The following is a 17526-nucleotide window of genomic DNA, read 5'->3' as shown; positions in this document are numbered from 1 at the left end:
TCTCCCATGACGGATGGCAGTGACGAGCACCAGGAGGCAACAGTGGACGGCCAAGGCAGCGATCCCCGGCCGCGCCGGGGCTTCTGGTTCGGCCTGGTGGTGGCGATCGTCAAGCCGTTCATGCTGGTGTTCACCAAGCATGAGTTCACCGGCCGGGAGAACATGCCGCGCTCGGGTGGCGTGGTGTTCGTGACCAACCACATCTCGCATTTCGACCCGCTGGTGCTCGGGTTCTTCATCTGGGAGTGCCGCCGGATCCCGCGGCTGCTCGGCAAGGCCTCGGTGTTCAAGCTGCCGATCCTCGGCCGGATCATCACCAGCGCCGGGCAGATCCCGGTGCACCGGGAGTCCGCGCAGGCCGCCGACGCGTTCCGGGACGCCGTGGCCGCGGTCGAGAAGGGCGAATGTGTCGGCGTCTATCCGGAGGGCACGATCACCCGCGATCCGGCGATGTGGCCGATGACGGGCAAGACGGGCGCGGCCCGGATCGCGTTGATGACGGGCTGCCCGGTGATCCCGATCGCGAACTGGGGTGCGCAGGAGATCATCGAGTCGTACACCGGCAAGCTGCGGATCAGGTTGCTGCCGCGCAAGACGATCAGGGCCCGGGCCGGGCAGCCGGTCGATCTGAGCGCGTTCCAGGCCGAGCCGATCACCAACCAGCTGTTGCACGAGGCAACCGACGTGATCATGCGGGCGGTCGCCGAGACGCTCGGCGAACTGCGCGGCGCGACCCCGCCCAAGGAGCTTTACGACCTGCGCAAAACCCGCAAGTCTGACGACGGTAAGGAGACGGCATGACGAAGGTCGCGGTGTTCGGGGCCGGATCCTGGGGTACGGCGTTCGCCGTCGTGCTGGCGAACGCGGGGAACCAGGTGTCCGTCTGGGGCCGGCGTGAGTCGCTCTGCGAGGCGATCAACACCCAGCACGAGAACGCCGACTACCTGCCCGGCCTTCGTCTCCCGGACGCGATCACCGCGACCCACGACCCGGCCGCGGCGGCCGATGGCGCGGAGGCCGTCGTACTCGCGGTCCCGAGCCAGTCGTTGCGGGAGAACCTGACGGACTGGGCCGGCGTCCTGCCGAACGCCGTACCCCTGGTCAGCCTGATGAAGGGCGTCGAGGTCGGTACGACGAAGCGGATGAGCGAGGTGATCGCCGAGCTGACCGGCGCCGGGCCGGAGCGGATCGCGGTGGTGTCGGGTCCCAACCTCGCGCGTGAGATCGCCGAGGGACAGCCGGCCGCGGCGGTGGTCGCGTGTGCCGACGAGGGGACCGCGACCCGGATGCAGAAGCTGTGCCACTCACCGACGTTCCGCCCGTACACGAATGTCGACGTGATCGGCTGCGAGCTCGGCGGCGCGTGCAAGAACGTGATCGCCTTGGCGGTCGGGATGGCGGTCGGGCTCGGGTTCGGCGACAACGCGCGGGCATCGGTGATCACCCGCGGGCTGGCGGAGATCGCTCGCCTCGGTACGGCGCTGGGTGCGGACGAGCACACGTTCTCCGGGCTGGCCGGCTTGGGTGATCTGGTCGCGACGTGTTCGTCGCCGCTGTCGCGGAACCGGACATTCGGCGAGAAGCTCGGGCAGGGCATGACGGTGGCCGAGATCGCCGGTGCGACCCGTCAGGTCGCCGAAGGCGTGAAGTCCTGCGCGTCCATCTCCGAGCTGGCGCATCACCACGACGTCGAGATGCCGATCGCCGAACACGTCACGAAGGTCGTCGCCGGTGAGATGACCCCGAAGGACATGCTGTTCAGCCTGGTGTCCCGCTCCGCCAAGTCGGAGCGCTGGGGATGATCCCGGCCGCCTTCGCACAATCCACGATCGACCGTGAAGGCGAAGCAGGCGCGGCCTGGCTCGCCGAGCTGCCCGGGATCGTGGACGAACTGCTGGAACGCTGGAGCTGTGCGCCGGACGGCGACGTCATGCACGGCGGCGTCGGCGTGATCGTCCCAGTCCGGCGGGCGGCGCAATCCGCCGTACTGAAGGTGTCGTTCCCGCATCCCGGCAACGTCCACGAGCCGGAGGCCTTTGCCGCGTGGGATGGACGCGGCGCGGTCCTGTTGCACGAGCGCGACGACGACCGGTTCGCGATGCTGCTCGAGCGGGCCCGTTCGTCGACACTGGCTGCGGTCGACGACGGAGACGAGATTCCGGCCATCGCCGGGGAGCTGAGCCGCCGGTTGGCGATTCCCGCACCGGCTGGACTGCCGCGTTTGAGCGAGCAGGCCGATCAGTGGGAAGCGGAGCTCGGCAAGGACGCGGAGGAGCTGACGCACGCGCTGTCCGATGCTGTGGTCGATGCCGCGGTGGCGACCGTTCGTGAGTTCGGGCGGGTCCAGCCCGACCTACTCGTCCACGGTGACTTTCATCCACGGAACATTCTGCGCGCCGATCGTGAACCGTGGCTGGCGGTCGATCCCAAGGGGTACGTCGGAGACCCTGCCTACGACAGCGGGACCCTGCTGAAGGTGTGGACGTTCCTACACCTCGGCGTGGCAGATCTGCCCAAGGCCGTCCACCGGGCCTTGGACATCTTCGCGGAGGCCGCCGAACTCGATCGGGAACGCGTCCGGCGGTGGGCCCAGTTGCACGCGGTCCAGGCCGCGTTCTGGGGACGCCGGCACGGCTTCCGCAGAGCTCGCAGCGGGCCAGAACTCGATCTGTTCACTGGTTACGCGGACCGGTTGGCGGCGTTGCTCACCTAGCTGGTACGGCGCCAACCGGCGCTCGCGTCACTTCGAACGGACGGGTGCGACCGGAGGAAGGTCGAAGTCGTCGTTGCGCATCCGGAGCAGGGCGACGCTGGCTCCGGCGAACCCGACGGCGGCGACCAGGAGACCGATGCCGGCGGCAACGTGCCCGGGCATGAACGGATGGGTGAAGCCGCCGACGGCGAGCGCGATCCCCATCCACGCAGGGGCGACGCGGCTGCGCCACAGGGCGATGCCGAGCAGCAACAGGCCGATGGTGATGGCGATGATGAACAGCAGACCACCGAGCAGGATGGTGGGCTGATCCGCTCCCGCGGCGGCGAGCTTCCCCATGGTGGCGCTGTCCAGGCGTTCATGGACTGTCAGGTACTCGACGCTCACCACACCGGGCAGCAGGAAGAACCCGGCACTCAGGCCGATCAGTGCGATCAAACCGCCGGCCGTCGCCAGCCGCGGTGCGGCCCGGTGACTCGCCCAAGCCACGGCAAGCACTGCGGGGATGAGCAGGAAGAACGGAACCTGAATCCACTGCAGCGCTTCGAAGCGGCCGGGGTTCGCGGTCACCGCGGCGAGGTTCGTCTCGAACGACGCGTTGCCGTCGACCGGACTGAGCAGGTAGTACGCGCCCTGCGCCAGCATCGGCACGGGTGCGACGACCGCGAGCAGAATCCGCCAGAAGCGCCGTACGTCGCGGGGCGTTTGAGTAGCTCTCTGGGTGGTCGGGGTGGTTGTCATGGTTGCTCCTTCAGAAGCCGGAATGCCGTCCTGGCCTCAGCGTCCGGTCCGGGTGCCCCCAGCCGGCAGGGCCACTGCGGCCGGGGCGCTCGAGAAATGTTCCTGGTTCGGGTAGGGGCCGGCCCCTACGCGATCGTGGGGTAGCGGCCGGATGATGAGGAGGTGAGCGCCAAGCTTGAGCGGATCGTCGGGAACCGTCGGCTGAAGCGGGCTGCCACCGGGCTGCTGGTGCTGGCGTTCGCCGAGGCGGCCGTGACAGCTGTCGCCGCAGCGGCGTCCGGGCTTACCTGGGAGCGCCTGGTCGATCTGTTCGTGGTGACGAACGCGCTGATCGGGTTGTCACTGGCGCTGGCCGGCTGGCCGATCGCGTACTACCACCCGCGCAATCTCGTCGGCTGGTCACTGCTTGTCGGCGGCTGCTGCTACGCCGCAACCGGAACCGGCCTCAGCGTGCTCGCATGGGCCGGGGAGCCGACCGCCGCGTGGCGCGTTCTTGCCACGCTGACCAACGGCAGCTGGAGCTGGGCGCTGGCACTGTTCATCCCGCTGGCTCTGGTGCTTTTCCCGGACGGCCGGTTGCCTGGTCGCAGTTGGCGCCGGCTGGTCGTCGTACTGGTCGTCACCGCGGTGATCTGGTGTGGCGCCGGTGTGCTGGATCCGTACGGCGGACTGACCGCCGAAGTAGGTATTCCCGGCTACCCGGCCTGGTCCGGGTTCCGGCAGATCGTCTGGTTCCAGGTCGCCGGGCAAATCGGTCTGCTGGCCGGTTTCGCGGGTGCCCTGGCAGCCCTGATCGTGCGGTACCGGCGCGGGCCGGAGCGGATCCGCCGGCAGATCCTGTGGCTGTTGCTGGCGCTGATCGTGATGATCACCTGCTTCGCGATCGACTCCGTCTTCGAGTGGGAGTTCCTGCTGGTCGGCGTCCTGCCGATCTTGCTCCTTCCGTTGTCGATAGCCATCGCGATCCTGCGGCACCAACTGCTGGACATCCGGCTGGTGGTCTCTCGCTCGGTGCTGTACCTGCTGCTGACCGGCGGTGTGGTCGCCGCCTATCTGGCCCTGGTCCTGCTGCTCGACCAGACTGTGCGACGGCAGGTCTCGCTCAACTCGTCGGTGCTCGCCACGCTGGTGATCGCCTTGGCTTTCAACCCGGTCCGGGTCTGGCTGCAGCGCTTGATCCATCGGGCGTTCTACGGCGCGCGGAGGGATCCGGTCACCGCGATCGCCGAGGTCGGCGCGCGGATCGGCGCCGGTGCGGGCTTGACCGGGGTTTTGGAAGCGCTGTGCCGAGTCATGCGCTTCCCCGCCGCTGCCCTCGTCATCGACGGCAGTCGGATCGCTGCGCATGGCGAACTGCCCGCACTCCAGCACGCAGTCGTACTGGTCTCCGGAGACGACAGGCTGGGTGAACTCGTCATTGGCCTGCGCTCCGGGGAGTCCCGGCTGAACCAGGCCGACGAGCAGGTGCTGATACTGCTCGCCGCGCCGTTGGCGGTCGCGGTGCAAGCGAGCCGTCTGGCCGGCGAACTGCGGGTCTCCCGGGAACGGATCGTCAGCAGCCGAGAGGAGGAACGACGGCGCATCCGCCGCGACCTGCACGATGGCCTCGGCCCGGTCCTGACCGGGGTGGTGCTCAGCGCCGATGCTGCCCGCCGCCTGCTCCGCACCGATCCGGATCGCAGCTCTGAGCTGCTGGCCGGTCTGCGTGATCAGACGATTGGTGCGATCGAGGAGATCCGGCGACTGGTGTACGGCCTGCGCCCGCCGGCTCTGGACGGACTGGGGCTGCTGGGCGCGCTGCGCGAGTACGCCCTGATGGTGTCCCGTCGAAGCGACGGCGCGGCGCTGACCGTCACCGTCGAGGCGCCACCCGTGCTGGCCGAGCTCTCCGCCGCCGTGGAAGTGGCGACCTACCGGATCGCCACCGAGGCCATCACCAACGTCGTTCGGCACTCCACTGCCACCGCCGCCGCCGTTTACCTCGCCGTTGACACTGCCGCGTTGCGACTGGAGATCCGCGACAACGGCGTGAACGCTGGTCCCGCGTGGCAATCGGGAGTCGGGCTCACCTCGATCAGCGAGCGGACCGCCGAGCTGGGTGGTCACTGCCAGATCCGGTACGACGCGAACGGCTGCTCGGTCAGCGTCGTCCTTCCCCTGACAGCACCGGCGGTGGTGGTTCCATGACGCTGCGGATCGTGGTTGCGGACGATCACGGCATCGTCCGGGAAGGGCTGGGCGCCCTGCTGTCGGCACACGACGGTTACGAACTCGCGGGCACGGCCGCCACCGGCGCAGAGGCGGTCCGCTCCGCCGTCACCCTGCGACCCGATGTCCTCGTGATGGACATCCAGATGCCCGACCTGACCGGCATCGAGGCGACGCGGCAGATCACGCGGGTCGCGCCGGAGGTCGCCGTCCTGATCCTCACCATGTTCGACGACGACGAGTCCGTGTTCGCCGCGATGCGCGCAGGCGCCCGCGGCTACGTACTCAAGGGGGCCGCGCCGGACAATGTCATCCGCGCCATCGCCGCGGTGGCCGCCGGCGAAGCCATCTTCGGCCCCGGGATCGCCCGCCGGGCCCTGGACTACCTGTCCGGACCGCGCCCGGACCAAGCCGCGTTCCCGGAGTTGACACCCCGGGAGCGAGAGGTTCTCGATCTCATCGCCGCCGGCCTGGGCAACGCCGCGATCGCGGCCCGGTTGGGCCTTGCGCCGCCGACCGTGGGCAACCACATCACCAGCATCTTCGGCAAGCTCCAGGTCGCCAGCCGGGCGGAAGCGATCATCCGGGCCCGCTCCGCCGGCCTCGGCGAGGACCGCTAACCGATGGCGTGCAGGAGAACGAGGGTCGCCGCGCCGCGGAGGGCGGCGTCCTGGCCGGAGCGCGCGGTGACCACGCGCAGGTCGGTCGTGGCCAGCGGCAACGATCTGGCATAGATCGCTTCGCGGATGCCGGCCAGCAGGCTGTCGCCGGCCTGGGAGAGTGAGCCGCCGATCACGATGACGGACGGGTTCAGCAGGCTGACGGCCGCGGCGAGCACGGTGCCGATCTCACGGCCTGCCTGGCGGATCGTACGGGTCGCGATCGTGTTGCCGGCCCGGACCAGGTCGACCACGTCCTGACTCGACGACGGTTCCAGCCCGGCGGCGCGCAGTTGCCCGGCGACGGCCGCGGCCGACGCGACCGCCTCGAGACAGCCCGTGTTCCCGCAGCGGCACACCTCGCGGTGTCCTGGCGCCTGGATGTGCCCGATGTCCCCGGCCGCGCCCTGGGCCCCGCGATGGAGCCGGCCGCCGCTGATGACGCCGGCGCCGATGCCGGTGGCGACCTTCACGAACAGCAGGTGCTCGACCTCGGCGTACTCCGTCGCGTGCTCGCCGAGCGCCATGATGTTCACGTCGTTGTCGACCAGGACTGGTCCGAGGTCTTCACGGCTCAGCCGGCCGACGACGTCGTACGAGTCCCAGCCCGGCATGATCGGCGGATGGTTCGGGCGGCCGGTGCTGTGCTCGACCGGTCCCGGCAGTCCGACGCCAGTACCCGCGAGGTCCGTGACGGATCGCCGTGCTGCCCGCAACAGGACACGTCCCATCCGGGCGACCTCGCTCAGGACCACCTCGGGTCCTTCGGCGATGTTGAGCCGGGTTGTCGACCGGTCCAGGATCTCCCCGGTCAGATCGGTGAGCGCGACCGACACGTGCGTCGCGCCGACGTCCGCGGCCAGGATCAGCCGCGCGGTGGGATTGAACCGGAACCGCGCCGGCGGTCGCCCGCCGGTCGACGCCGCTTCGCCGGACGGTACGACGAGACCCGACGCGAGCAATGCCTCGATCCGGCCGGTCACGGTGGACCGGGCCAGGCCGCTGAGGTCGATGAGTTCGGCGCGGGTCCGCGGTTGCCCGTCCAGGAGCAACCGCAGTACGGCATCGGTCTCCGCCGTACCGAGATCGCTCATGGCCGCACTTCCGTCCCTGGGCCGGTGGACTTTTGCTTGACAGGGTTCAAAAGTGTCACATAGCGTCCTTCGACGTGTCCACCAGTGCGCGCAAGCTCCGGGTCGGGATCGTCGGTGGCGGCTTCATGGGCCACGTTCACGGCAGGTCCGCGTTGGTGTCCGGCGCCTCGGTGGTCGGTGCCGTTGGATCATCACCTTCAAGGGCTGAGGCAGCAGCGGAGGCAACCGGCGCCGAGCGCGGTTTCGCGACCCTCGACGAACTGCTTGCCGCCGACATCGACGTGGTCCACGTCTGTACGCCGAACAACACCCACCTCGAGGTGACGCTGAAGGCGCTCGAGGCCGGCAAGCACGTGATCTGCGAGAAGCCACTGGCGACCTCGGTGCAGGACGCGGCCGGACTGCACGCCGCCGCGTTCGAGGCCGAGCTGGTCGGCACGGTGCCGTTCGTCTACCGCTACCACCCGATGGTCCGCGAGCTGCGCACCCGGATCGCCGCCGGTGACGCTGGTGTGATCACCAGCCTGCACGGGTCGTACCTGCAGGACTGGCTGGCCGGCGCGGACGACCAGAACTGGCGGGTCGACGACTCGACCGGCGGGCCGTCGCGGACGTTCGCGGACATCGGGTCCCATTGGTGCGACCTGACCGAGTTCGTCACCGGCGACAGGATCGCCGCGATCAGCGCGCAACTGCGGACCGTCCGGGGTCAGCGCGGTGGTGTCGAGGTCCGCACCGAGGATCTGGCCACCGCACAGTTCCGCACCGAGGCCGGCGTGGTCGGCACGATCGTGGTCAGCCAGGTCGCGGCCGGCCGGAAGAACCGGCTGTACCTGGAGGTCTCCGGCACCGAGTCGAGCTTCGGCTTCGACCAGGAGGACCCGGATCGCCTGTGGGTCGGCCGTCGTACCGCATCGCAGCTGCTGACGCGCGACCCCGAGACGCTGAGCCCGCCCGCGGCGCGGGTGAACCGGCTGCCGGCCGGGCACGCGCAGGGGTACCAGGACGCGTTCGACTCGTTCGTCGCCGACAGCTATGCCGCCGTCCTGGGCGACCACCCGGACGGCCTGCCCGACTTCGCCGCCGGTGCGCGGTCCGCCCGCGTGGTCGACGCCGTACTGCGCTCGGCCGCGAACGACAGCGCCTGGATCACCGTCGACAACTCTTAGGAGCCAGTGAGATGCCTCGTCCGATCACTCTGTTCACCGGTCAGTGGGCCGACCTGCCGTTCGAGGAGGTCTGCGAGTTCGCCTCCTCGGCCGGGTACGACGGGGTCGAGATCGCCTGCTCGGGTGACCATTTCGACGTCCAGCAGGCGGTCGACGACGACTCGTACGTCCAGGGGCGCAAGGACATCCTGGAGAAGTACAACCTGCAGGTGTTCGCGATCTCCAACCACCTCGTCGGCCAGGCGGTCTGCGACAACCCGATCGACTTCCGGCACCAGGCGATCGTGCCGTCCCGGATCTGGGGCGACGGCGAGGCCGAAGGCGTCCGGCAGCGGGCCGCCGAGGACCTGAAGAACACCGCACGGGCGGCGGCGAAGCTGGGCGTGAACACGGTGATCGGCTTCACCGGCTCGTCGATCTGGCAGTACGTCGCGATGTTCCCGCCGGTGCCGGCGGAGCGGATCGAGGCCGGCTACCAGGACTTCGCCGACCGGTGGAACCCGATCCTCGATGTGTTCGACGCGGAGGGCGTGCGGTTCGCGCACGAGGTGCACCCGTCGGAGATCGCGTACGACTACTGGACCACCACGCTGACGCTGGAGGCGATCGGTCACCGCGAGGCGTTCGGGCTGAACTGGGACCCGAGCCACATGGTCTGGCAGGACATCGACCCGGTCGCGTTCCTGTGGGACTTCAAGGACCGGATCTACCACGTCGACTGCAAGGACACCCGGATGCGGGTCGGCGGCGGCCGCAACGGCCGGCTGGGCTCGCACCTGCCGTGGGGTGACCCGCGGCGCGGCTGGGACTTCTACTCCACCGGCCACGGCGACGTGCAGTGGGAGGACTGCTTCCGCGTGCTGAACTCCATCGGCTACGACGGCCCGATCTCGGTCGAGTGGGAAGACGCCGGCATGGAGCGCAAGGTCGGCGCCGCCGAGGCCGTCAACGTCATCCGGGCCCTCGCCTTCGACAAGCCGGCGGCCGCCTTCGACGCCGCCTTCGCCACCGACAAGTGAGTTCTACGGTCGTGGCACCCGCGCCGCGCGGGTGTCACGACCGGCGGCGACGCCGATGACGAGCTGTACGACGGACAGCCCGGCGAACACGATCAGAGTGGTGTCCCAGCCGCCGGTCTGCTCGGCCAGATAGCCGGCGAGCACCGGCCCGGTGGCGGCAAGCAGATAACCGACGGCCTGCGCCATCCCCGACAACTGCGTGGTCTCGTGATGACTTCGGCCGCGGATGCTGATCAGCGTGAGCGCGGCGACCAGGGCCGCGCCCTGGCCGAGGCCGGCGACGATTGCCCAGACCACAGACAGGCCCGGCGCCAGCAGCAGGCCGAGCAGGGCGATCAGGATGGGAAGGCTGGCGGTGATCGTGCCGGCCCGCTGATTGTCCGGCTGTCTCATCAGCCGGGGTATGGAGAGGCCGCCGATGAGGCCGAAGCCCTGGAAGAGGAACAGGTGCACCCCGGTGGCTCGCTCCGAGACACCGGTCGAGATCTCGATGCTGGGCAGCCAGGTGACGAGCAGATAGAAGCTTGTCGACTGCAGACCCATGAAGCCGGTGACAAGCCAGGCCATCGGCTGCCGCCAGACGCTCACCAGCGGCGCGTCGTCGTCCGCGACCGGCGGCGGGAGCGGCTCCGGTGACAGCGTTCGCGGCAGCCAGGCCAAGGCGCTCAGTACGGCGAGTCCGCCCCAGACCGCGAGAGCGAGCTGCCAGTCGACCGCGTCGGCGATCGGCACCGCGGTGATCGACGCCAGCGCGGCCCCGCCGGTGATGAACGCCGTATAGACCCCCGTAGCACGGGACACATGTCCGGCGTAGTCGCGTTTGAGGACGACCGGGACCAGCACGTTGCCGACCGCGATCGAGGCGCCGATCAGGACTGTGCCGATCCACAGCCCGGCCGGACCCGTGTACGACCGTACGACGCTGCTCACGGCGAGGATCAGGAGCGAGATGAAGATCGCTCGCTCCATGCCATGGCGCCGGGAGACCCGGTGAACGATGGGTGAGGCAGCGGCGAACGCCAGCAGCGGCAGCGTGCCGAGCAGGCCGAGCACTCCTTCGCCGAGTTGCTCGTCGACGCCGATCCGAGGCAGCACCGGACCAACGGCGGTGAGCGCCGGGCGCAGCGACAGAGCGACGAGGAAGACGGTCGCGGTGATGACCGGCGACCGCGCTCGAGCCGCGGCTGATGGTGTCACGCACGCTCCGCGAGAGCGGACAGATCGGGCCAGCCGTACCGGAAGCACGACGGCGTCCCGTTGAGGTTGGCCGGATCGCCTCCCGGCGGCGGCACGTGGCTACGGTCGCCACGGGTCCCACCGCAGGCTTCGTAGAACTGCTGGGCGGACTTGTTCTGCTCCAGGACCCACAAGTAGAGACCTGACGACGGAGCCGCCTGCAGGACGGCCTGCGCGGTCAGGGCGAGCAGACGGCTCCCGATGCCTTGTCGCTTGAGTGGGGACCGCACGTGGAGGTTGTCGACCAGGGCACCCCAGGTCGGGTCCGAGTCGAGGACTGTGTGAGCGAGCCCGACCAGCTCCCCGTCGTACTCCGCGACGATGGTGCGCGCCTGCGGCGACGCTGTCGTCAGTCGCTCGGTCCATCTCCCTGCCAGGAATCCGGCGGGTTCCCGGTCGAGGAAGGCGTCCGCGTAGGCGCCGCGGTAGTGCCGCTGCCAACTGTCGGCATGGAGCCCGGCCACGGCGAGTGCATCCTCCGGCCCGGCCATCCGAAACCGCAGACCTGATTCCGTCCCTGTCGAATTGAGCACCTTGAATTCGTATCACTGGTGAGGCGTCAGTGCCGGGGCTGTCCACTTTCAGTCCAGGCCGGCCACCCCCAGTTCGCCCAGCCGGTGGCGGATCAGGGAGTCCAGTTGCTCCCAGGCCGGCGACGAGGCGTTGACGGTGGTCTGGAGGAGTTGGGGGATGGCCGAGTCGGCGGACACGCCCGGGAGGTCCGTGCCGTAGCGGTCGATGCTCGCGGCAACGATACGGTCGGCCAAGTCGGTCAGGAACGGATCGGCCGGATCCAGATCGTGCGCCCGGTCGTAGGCGAGGTAGAGATCCAGGAGACCGGCGTCGGTGAGGGCCTGTGCCTGGTCGTGGAAGAGGGCGTCGGCGACCTCCGGGTGGGTGGCGTAGACCACGATCCAGAGGTCGCGTTCCATCGCGATCCAGCGGTCGGTGAAGCCCAGGTCGGTCAGCCCGGCGAGGTGGTGATCGATCTCGGCCGGCAGCAGGCGGACCTCGCCGGCGGCGAGCTTGCGGAGCCGGCGCTGGGTGTCGCGGAGCCGCCGGATGCGGTCGGTGAGCTCGGCGTCGATCTGCTGCAGCGCGGCACCGAAGTCGCCAGGCGCCGACCCGAGCTCGCGGATCCGCGCCAGTGGAACGCCCGCCTCGGCCAGCGTCCGGATCCGCACCAGGTCGACCACGGCTTGTGCGGGGTAGCGGCGATACCCGGACGAGTCCCGTTCCGGCTCGGCCAGCAGGCCCTTCGCGTGGTAGACGCGGACGGTCTTCGTCGACACCCCGACGTACCGGGCCAGCTGTCCGATGGTGAGCACGCATCCATTCTTGACCTTGCCCTAAGGGCAATGTCGCATGATCGACTCATGACTGACTGGGACACCCTGCGTGCGCTCGCCGACGAGGGCAACGAGAAGGCGATGGACCGCCTCGCCGACCTGGCCGACGAGCGCGGCGACGTGGACGCTCTGAACGAGCTCCTCGACGAAGGCAACGAGCGCGCCGGCGAACACCTGACCCGCCGCGCGGCCGCCGCCAAGGACCTGCTCGAGCTCCAGCGGATCAGCGACGCCGGTTACGACGAGGCGGGGGAGGTCCTCGACCGGTTGCTCTAGGTGCGCACGCGCGGCTTCGTACGCAGTACTGGGGCGAAGACGGCCAGCGCCGAGGCGAGGGCGGTGACGACCAGAAAGGAGACGGTCAGGTTGCTGGCCTGGGCGATGCCGCCGATGATCGACGGTGCGACCAGCCCGGAGGCGTAGGTGATGGTGGCGACCCCAGCGATCGCCTGGCTGGCGTTCGTGCCGCTCCGGGCGGCGGCCGCGAAGGCGAGCGGTACGACGACCGCGATCCCGATCCCGATCAGCGCGAACCCGGCCATCGCCACGATCGCGCTCGGAGCCAAGACGACCAGTACGCCGCCGGCCGTGGCGATCACGCCACTCCACCGAACCGTCCGTACGGCGCCGAAGCGGTCGACCACCGCGTCACCGCTGAGCCGCGCGATCGTCATCGTCAACGCGAACCCGGTCGTCGCACCGGCCGCGACCGCGGCCGAGCTGTCGAGGATGTCGCGCAGATAGACCGCCGACCAGTCCAGACTCGCCCCCTCGGCGAACACCGCACAGAATCCGACCGCCCCGATCAGCAACGCCGACTTCGGCGGCAACGTGAACCGCGCCGGCGGCTCCTCGTCCTCCTCGGGATGCACGTCCAGCACGAACTGACACACCACGGCCCCGACCACCGTGAGTACGACGGCCATCACCGCGTGATGGACCTGGGCACTCAGCCCGGCATGGGCGGCCACAGTCCCGATCGCGGCACCGAGCAGCGCTCCCGCACTCCACATGCCGTGCAGGCCGGACATGATCGACTTGTTCAGCCGGTGCTCGATCTCGACCCCGAGCGCGTTCATCGCGACATCGGCCATGCCGGAGGTCCCGCCGTACACGAAGAGTGCGGCGCAGAGCGTCGGCAGGTTCGGGGCGAGCGAGGGGAGGAACAGCGCGAGCGTCCACAGGGCGAGCAGGCCGCGGAGGGCGGTCCTGGTGCCGAAGCGGTGGGTCACCCGGGCGGCGAGCGGCATCATCAGCGCCGCGCCGAGAGCCGGGAAGGCGAGCGCCAGCCCGAGCTGGCCCGGGGATGCGCCCACATGCTCCTGGATCCACGGCACCCGGGTCGCGAACGAACCGGTCACCGAGCCGTGCACGCAGAACACCGCCGCCACGGCGTACCGCGACCGCCGGACCAGTCTGGTGTCATCAGTCACAAGCAAACACGCAATCTGTTTGAACGATCAGGCGGATGGTAGGTTTCTGCGCGTGAGAAGCGCGGAACGGCATCAAGTGATCGTAGAACGACTACGGGCTGTTGACCGAGTTTCGGTCCAGGAACTGGTCGAGGCCACCGAGGCGTCGGACATGACGGTCCGCCGCGACCTCGACTTCCTCGCCGTGCAGGGCGTGCTCAAGCGCGTCCACGGGGGAGCCGTGTCAGCGATGCCCTCCGGTGTCGAACCGCCGTACTCGCTCCGGGCTCAGGCGGCCGTCGTGGCGAAACAGGCGATCGCGAAGGCCGCTGTCGCGCACATTCACGACGGCGAGACGATCGTCCTGGACAGCGGTACGACGGCGCTCGAAGTCGCCCGCCTGCTCCACGATCGCGCGCTGACGGTCATGCCGCTCTCGTTGCATGTCGCCCACGAGTTGGCCGACGCGCCGAGGATCCGGTTGCTGATGCCCGGCGGCGAGGCGCGCAAGGGCGAGTTGGCCCTGGTCGGCCCGCTGACCGTCGCGTCCCTGCGGGCGCTGCGCTTCGACCTGGCTGTGCTCAGCCCGTGCGCGTTCAGCCTGGATGCCGGCCTGACCGCGTTCGACCTCGGCGACGCGGAGGTCAAGCAGGAGGCGCTGAAGGTCGCCACTCGCTCGATCGTGCTCGCGGACGCCGCCAAGTGGGATCGCGCCGCCCTCGCCTACGTCTGCCCGGCGGACCGCCCCGACGTGATCATCACCGACCCCGAAGCCCCGGAGGACCAGCGAACCATGCTCGCCCAACGCGGAGTCCTGGTCGAGGTGGCCTCTTGACTGTATTGATGCCACGCCTCCGGCGCGGCGGGTCACGGGGCCTTGACTCCCGGCCTTCCCTCGTCGCTCCAGTCGCTTCGCTCCCTGCGCTCCTCAGTCCAGGCCGGGAGGCCCCGTGACCAGCACTGAGCTGCGTTCGCAGACCGCTCCGCCACGAGCCGCTCGCGTCGCCACCTGGCTGTACTTCGGCCTGAACGGCTTCGCGGTCGGCATGTGGGTCGTCCACATCCCCAGCATCGAGCACGCGACCGGCATCTCGCACAGCACACTCGGACTCCTGCTGCTGGTGCTCGGCGGCGCCGCCTTCACCGGCATGCAGGTCGCCGGTCCGCTGGTCGATCGCCTCGGTCAACGCCGTCTCGTCCCGGCCGCCGGCGTACTGCTCGGCATCGCGCTCGCGGGTCCCGGCCTGGCGCACAACTGGTGGACGCTCGGCCTCGCCCTCATCCTCATCGGCTTCGGCAACGGCTCGATCGATGTCGGCATGAACGCTCAGGCCGTCGTGGTCGAGCGTGGCTACCCGCGCCCGATCATGGCTGCCTTTCACGCGATGTGGTCGATCGGTGGCGCTATCGCCGCACTGATCGGAGCCGCCACGCTGCGGGCCGGCGTACCGACCGAGGTGACACTGGGCCTGTCCGGCGTGGTGTGCATCGTCATCGCCCTGGCTGCCCGGCCCTTCTTGCTCGAGGCAACTATCGGGGAAGAGCACGAGCCAGAGCAGGAGCGTGCCAAGCCACCCGCGAAGCTGGTCTGGGCGCTCGGCGGGCTCGCGTTCGGCCTGATGCTGTCCGAGGGTGTCGCCAACGACTGGGCCGCGCTGCACTTCCGCGACATCCTCGGTACGTCGGTCAGCACGGCCGCCTACGCGTACGGCGCTTTCGCGGTGGCGATGACCGTGGGCCGGTTCCTCACCGACCGGGTCGCCGCGGTCGTCGGACCGGCCGCGATCGTCCGGTGGGGCGCCGCGATGGCCGCAGTCGGCCTCACCATCGTGATCGTGGTCCCGTGGGTCCCCGTCGCGCTGTTCGGTTGGGCGCTCTTCGGTCTCGGCCTGGCCGGCGGCGTACCGCAACTCTTCACCGCCGCCGGCAACCTCGACCCGCGTGCGGCCGGGGCGCTGATGGCGCGCGTCGTCGGACTCGGGTACGTCGGTCTGCTCGCCGGGCCGGCGTTGATCGGCGGACTCGCGCACTGGATGCCGCTGAACATCGCGTTCATCCTGCCGGTCGTGCTGTGTGTCCTGACGTTCCTCGGTGGGCCGGTGCTCAAGTCCCGTTCCTGAGGGCCTGCTCGAGATCGGCCCACAGGTCGGCGGGGTGCTCGATCCCGACGGCCAGACGGATCAGGTCCTCGGGGATCGTCGGGACCTCGATCGGCCAGCGGCGACGGCGTTCCAGCATCGACTCGACGCCGCCGAGGCTGGTCGCGTGCACCCAGAGCCGCGTGCTCTCGCAGACCCGCTGCGCGGCTTCGGCGTCACCACCGAGCTCGATCGACAAGATCGCGCCGAAGCCCGACATCTGCGCCTCGGCACGCCTGCGGCCTGGATCTCCGGGCAGACCCGGGTAGCGCACCCGGCTGACCAGCGGGTGTTCGAGCAAACGCTGGGCCAGGAATGCCGCATTCGACTGTGCCCGCTCCATTCGTAGCGCGAGTGTCCGCAGACCACGCAGGGCGAGCCAGGCTTCCATCGGGCCCGGGATCGCGCCGAGGCTGCGGCGGCGGAGTTCGATCGCGGCCCACAGGTCGTCGTCGGCGGTGATGACGGCGCCGAGGATGACGTCGGAATGACCGGCGATGAACTTGGTGGCCGAGTGCATCACGATGTCCGCACCCAGTTGGAGCGGCTGCTGCAGCAGGGGTGTCGCGAAGGTGTTGTCCACGACAACGATTGCCCCGGCCGCGTGACCGGCGGCGGCGGTCACCGGGATGTCCGCGACTTCCATCGCTGGGTTCGTGGGTGACTCGATCCACAGCATGAACGCGCCGTCGACCGCCTGGACGACCGCCTCTGTGTCCGCGACGTTCACTCGATCCACCTGCAGGCGGCCGGCCTCAGCTTGCTGGTCGAGCAGTGCGAGTACGCCGGAGTACGCGTGCTGCGGCGCGACCACCCGGCCGCCGACCGGCACGAGATCGACGATCGCAGCGACGGCCGCCATGCCGGATGCGAACGTCAGCCCACGGCCGCCTTCGAGCTCCCCGAGCGTCTCCTCCAGCGCGGACCACGAGTCGTTGCCGAACCGCCCGTACCCGCGGTCCCCACCCGCGACGTACGTCGAGCTGAACACGGGCGACTCACCGACCGGCGCGTTCGGCACGCGTTCGGGCCGGCCGGCATGGACGACAACAGTGGACGGGTCGAGATCAGAAGCCATACGAAGGATTCTCCCGGGCCCCGATGACGCGCCGCCGGGAGGGGCCGGACGTCGGGGCTGCCGGGAGCGGGATGCCGCCTCCGCGCAGGAGGGTCATCGCGCTCCGAGCCAGCTCGTTCACCTCGGTGCCGTCGGGGTTTTCGACCCAGGTCCGGACGACTGTCTCGATGATGTTCATCGCGATCCCGGCGGCCAGGGCGGCAGTGAACTCGGCGTCCCGCGGGTCGCTCGCGGGCAGCCGGCGTACCAGCTCATCCGCGAGATCGTTGCGGAAGCGCCAGATCAGCTCGTTCAGATGCGCGCTCACCGAGGCCGTCTGCGCGGCCAGGTCGAACACGGCGCGAACCCGATCCGGGTTCCGCTCGAGCTGCGCCAGCACCCGCTCGATCACCGCCTGCAGGCCGTCCGGCAGATCCAGCCCGGGCTGCTCGCGGAACCACATCACCGCGTCGACCAGGCAGTCCTCGACGAACTCCAGGACGAGGGTTTCCTTGGTCGGGAAGTACCGGTACAGCGTGCTCGGACCGACCTCCGCGGCCGCGGCGATCTGCTCCACCGTGGTCCGGCCGAAGCCGTGGTCGGTGAACAGCTCGAACGCCTTGTCCGCGATCAACCGGCGGGTCCGTTCCCGCTTCACCTCGCGCAGTCCCATCTCCACCTCCGCGGGCAGAGTATCGGTTCACCGACTCCGGTAGATACCGTCATATGGT

At 69.7% G+C, this 17526-nt stretch carries 18 protein-coding genes; 10 read left to right on the top strand and 8 right to left on the bottom strand.

Annotated elements, in window-relative coordinates; all coding sequences use genetic code 11:
* The first annotated feature begins 6 nt into the window (after positions 1-6).
* Genes OG555_RS42195 through OG555_RS42185 form a run of 3 tightly spaced genes read left to right on the top strand, consistent with a single transcriptional unit; the run spans position 7 to position 2713 of the window.
* Positions 7-801 (top strand): lysophospholipid acyltransferase family protein, encoded by a 795-nt coding sequence (locus OG555_RS42195; RefSeq protein WP_329479721.1) that lies wholly within the window; start codon positions 7-9, stop codon positions 799-801.
* Complete coding sequence (locus tag OG555_RS42190; RefSeq protein ID WP_329479719.1) at positions 798-1802, top strand: NAD(P)H-dependent glycerol-3-phosphate dehydrogenase; 1005 nt, start codon at positions 798-800, stop codon at positions 1800-1802. Before OG555_RS42195 ends, OG555_RS42190 begins: the two co-directional genes overlap by 4 nt.
* Positions 1799-2713, top strand: a complete 915-nt coding sequence (locus OG555_RS42185; RefSeq protein WP_329479717.1) for an aminoglycoside phosphotransferase family protein — start codon at positions 1799-1801, stop codon at positions 2711-2713. The genes OG555_RS42190 and OG555_RS42185 overlap by 4 nt, the downstream gene beginning before the upstream one ends.
* A gap of 27 nt (positions 2714-2740) precedes the next feature.
* On the opposite strand, the gene OG555_RS42180 is transcribed toward OG555_RS42185, so the two are convergent.
* A complete protein-coding gene (locus tag OG555_RS42180; protein WP_329479715.1) occupies positions 2741-3454 on the bottom strand; it encodes a hypothetical protein in 714 nt (237 codons plus the stop codon).
* 162 nt (positions 3455-3616) lie between these two features.
* On the opposite strand from OG555_RS42180, the gene OG555_RS42175 reads away from it, so the two are divergent.
* Positions 3617-5641: a sensor histidine kinase gene (locus OG555_RS42175; RefSeq protein ID WP_329479713.1), complete on the top strand. Its 2025-nt coding sequence runs from the start codon at positions 3617-3619 to the stop codon at positions 5639-5641.
* Positions 5638-6282 carry a response regulator transcription factor gene (locus OG555_RS42170; protein WP_329479711.1) on the top strand — a complete coding sequence of 215 codons (645 nt, stop codon included), beginning with the start codon at positions 5638-5640 and terminating at the stop codon, positions 6280-6282. Before OG555_RS42175 ends, OG555_RS42170 begins: the two co-directional genes overlap by 4 nt.
* Here the strand turns inward: OG555_RS42170 and OG555_RS42165 are convergent.
* On the bottom strand, positions 6279-7415 hold the full coding sequence (locus OG555_RS42165) for an ROK family transcriptional regulator (RefSeq protein WP_329479709.1): 1137 nt from the start codon (positions 7413-7415) through the stop codon (positions 6279-6281). The genes OG555_RS42170 and OG555_RS42165 overlap by 4 nt on opposite strands.
* A 74-nt stretch (positions 7416-7489) precedes the next feature.
* On the opposite strand from OG555_RS42165, the gene OG555_RS42160 reads away from it, so the two are divergent.
* Both OG555_RS42160 and OG555_RS42155 read left to right on the top strand, forming a co-directional pair.
* A complete protein-coding gene (locus OG555_RS42160; RefSeq protein WP_329479707.1) occupies positions 7490-8584 on the top strand; it encodes a Gfo/Idh/MocA family protein in 1095 nt (364 codons plus the stop codon).
* Between the two features lie 11 nt (positions 8585-8595).
* Positions 8596-9603, top strand: a complete 1008-nt coding sequence (locus OG555_RS42155) for a sugar phosphate isomerase/epimerase family protein (protein ID WP_329479705.1) — start codon at positions 8596-8598, stop codon at positions 9601-9603.
* Between the two features lie 3 nt (positions 9604-9606).
* Here the strand turns inward: OG555_RS42155 and OG555_RS42150 are convergent, their stop codons facing one another.
* The 3 genes from OG555_RS42150 to OG555_RS42140 all read right to left on the bottom strand — a co-directional run bounded on the left by OG555_RS42150 (position 9607) and on the right by OG555_RS42140 (position 12167).
* Positions 9607-10800, bottom strand: a complete 1194-nt coding sequence (locus OG555_RS42150; protein ID WP_329479703.1) for an MFS transporter — start codon at positions 10798-10800, stop codon at positions 9607-9609.
* On the bottom strand, positions 10797-11303 hold the full coding sequence (locus tag OG555_RS42145) for a GNAT family N-acetyltransferase (protein ID WP_329479701.1): 507 nt from the start codon (positions 11301-11303) through the stop codon (positions 10797-10799). Before OG555_RS42145 ends, OG555_RS42150 begins: the two co-directional genes overlap by 4 nt.
* 117 nt (positions 11304-11420) lie before the next feature.
* On the bottom strand, positions 11421-12167 hold the full coding sequence (locus OG555_RS42140; RefSeq protein ID WP_329479700.1) for a MerR family transcriptional regulator: 747 nt from the start codon (positions 12165-12167) through the stop codon (positions 11421-11423).
* 48 nt (positions 12168-12215) lie between these two features.
* On the opposite strand from OG555_RS42140, the gene OG555_RS42135 reads away from it, so the two are divergent.
* Complete coding sequence (locus tag OG555_RS42135; protein WP_329479698.1) at positions 12216-12464, top strand: hypothetical protein; 249 nt, start codon at positions 12216-12218, stop codon at positions 12462-12464.
* Here OG555_RS42135 and OG555_RS42130 read toward each other — a convergent pair.
* The gene (locus OG555_RS42130; RefSeq protein ID WP_329479696.1) at positions 12461-13621 is read right to left on the bottom strand and encodes an MFS transporter; all 1161 of its coding nucleotides are present in this window, start codon (positions 13619-13621) and stop codon (positions 12461-12463) included. The two genes, OG555_RS42135 and OG555_RS42130, sit on opposite strands and share 4 nt — an antisense overlap.
* Before the next feature lie 52 nt (positions 13622-13673).
* On the opposite strand from OG555_RS42130, the gene OG555_RS42125 reads away from it, so the two are divergent.
* Entirely contained in the window at positions 13674-14435 is a 762-nt protein-coding gene (locus tag OG555_RS42125) for a DeoR/GlpR family DNA-binding transcription regulator (protein WP_329479694.1), read from the top strand.
* A gap of 115 nt (positions 14436-14550) precedes the next feature.
* Positions 14551-15720 carry an MFS transporter gene (locus OG555_RS42120; RefSeq protein ID WP_329479692.1) on the top strand — a complete coding sequence of 390 codons (1170 nt, stop codon included), beginning with the start codon at positions 14551-14553 and terminating at the stop codon, positions 15718-15720.
* On the opposite strand, the gene OG555_RS42115 is transcribed toward OG555_RS42120, so the two are convergent.
* Together OG555_RS42115 and OG555_RS42110 are read right to left on the bottom strand one after the other, a co-directional pair.
* Positions 15704-16816 carry a trans-sulfuration enzyme family protein gene (locus OG555_RS42115; RefSeq protein ID WP_329479690.1) on the bottom strand — a complete coding sequence of 371 codons (1113 nt, stop codon included), beginning with the start codon at positions 16814-16816 and terminating at the stop codon, positions 15704-15706. The genes OG555_RS42120 and OG555_RS42115 overlap by 17 nt on opposite strands.
* Positions 16806-17468, bottom strand: a complete 663-nt coding sequence (locus OG555_RS42110) for a TetR/AcrR family transcriptional regulator (protein WP_329479688.1) — start codon at positions 17466-17468, stop codon at positions 16806-16808. The genes OG555_RS42115 and OG555_RS42110 overlap by 11 nt, the downstream gene beginning before the upstream one ends.
* Positions 17469-17526 lie beyond the last annotated feature (58 nt).

The organism is Kribbella sp. NBC_01484 (assembly GCF_036227145.1).
In the GTDB taxonomy this organism is placed as follows: domain Bacteria; phylum Actinomycetota; class Actinomycetes; order Propionibacteriales; family Kribbellaceae; genus Kribbella.
This window is presented reverse-complemented; position numbering and strand designations above follow the sequence as displayed.

Coding starts and splice junctions, on each gene's coding strand:
- OG555_RS42110 (WP_329479688.1), bottom strand. CDS start 17,468: ATGGGACTGCGCGAGGTGAAGCGGGAACGGACCCGCCGGTTGATCGCG.
- OG555_RS42135 (WP_329479698.1), top strand. CDS start 12,216: ATGACTGACTGGGACACCCTGCGTGCGCTCGCCGACGAGGGCAACGAG.
- OG555_RS42115 (WP_329479690.1), bottom strand. CDS start 16,816: ATGGCTTCTGATCTCGACCCGTCCACTGTTGTCGTCCATGCCGGCCGG.
- OG555_RS42190 (WP_329479719.1), top strand. CDS start 798: ATGACGAAGGTCGCGGTGTTCGGGGCCGGATCCTGGGGTACGGCGTTC.
- OG555_RS42170 (WP_329479711.1), top strand. CDS start 5,638: ATGACGCTGCGGATCGTGGTTGCGGACGATCACGGCATCGTCCGGGAA.
- OG555_RS42165 (WP_329479709.1), bottom strand. CDS start 7,415: ATGAGCGATCTCGGTACGGCGGAGACCGATGCCGTACTGCGGTTGCTC.
- OG555_RS42180 (WP_329479715.1), bottom strand. CDS start 3,454: ATGACAACCACCCCGACCACCCAGAGAGCTACTCAAACGCCCCGCGAC.
- OG555_RS42185 (WP_329479717.1), top strand. CDS start 1,799: ATGATCCCGGCCGCCTTCGCACAATCCACGATCGACCGTGAAGGCGAA.
- OG555_RS42195 (WP_329479721.1), top strand. CDS start 7: ATGACGGATGGCAGTGACGAGCACCAGGAGGCAACAGTGGACGGCCAA.
- OG555_RS42155 (WP_329479705.1), top strand. CDS start 8,596: ATGCCTCGTCCGATCACTCTGTTCACCGGTCAGTGGGCCGACCTGCCG.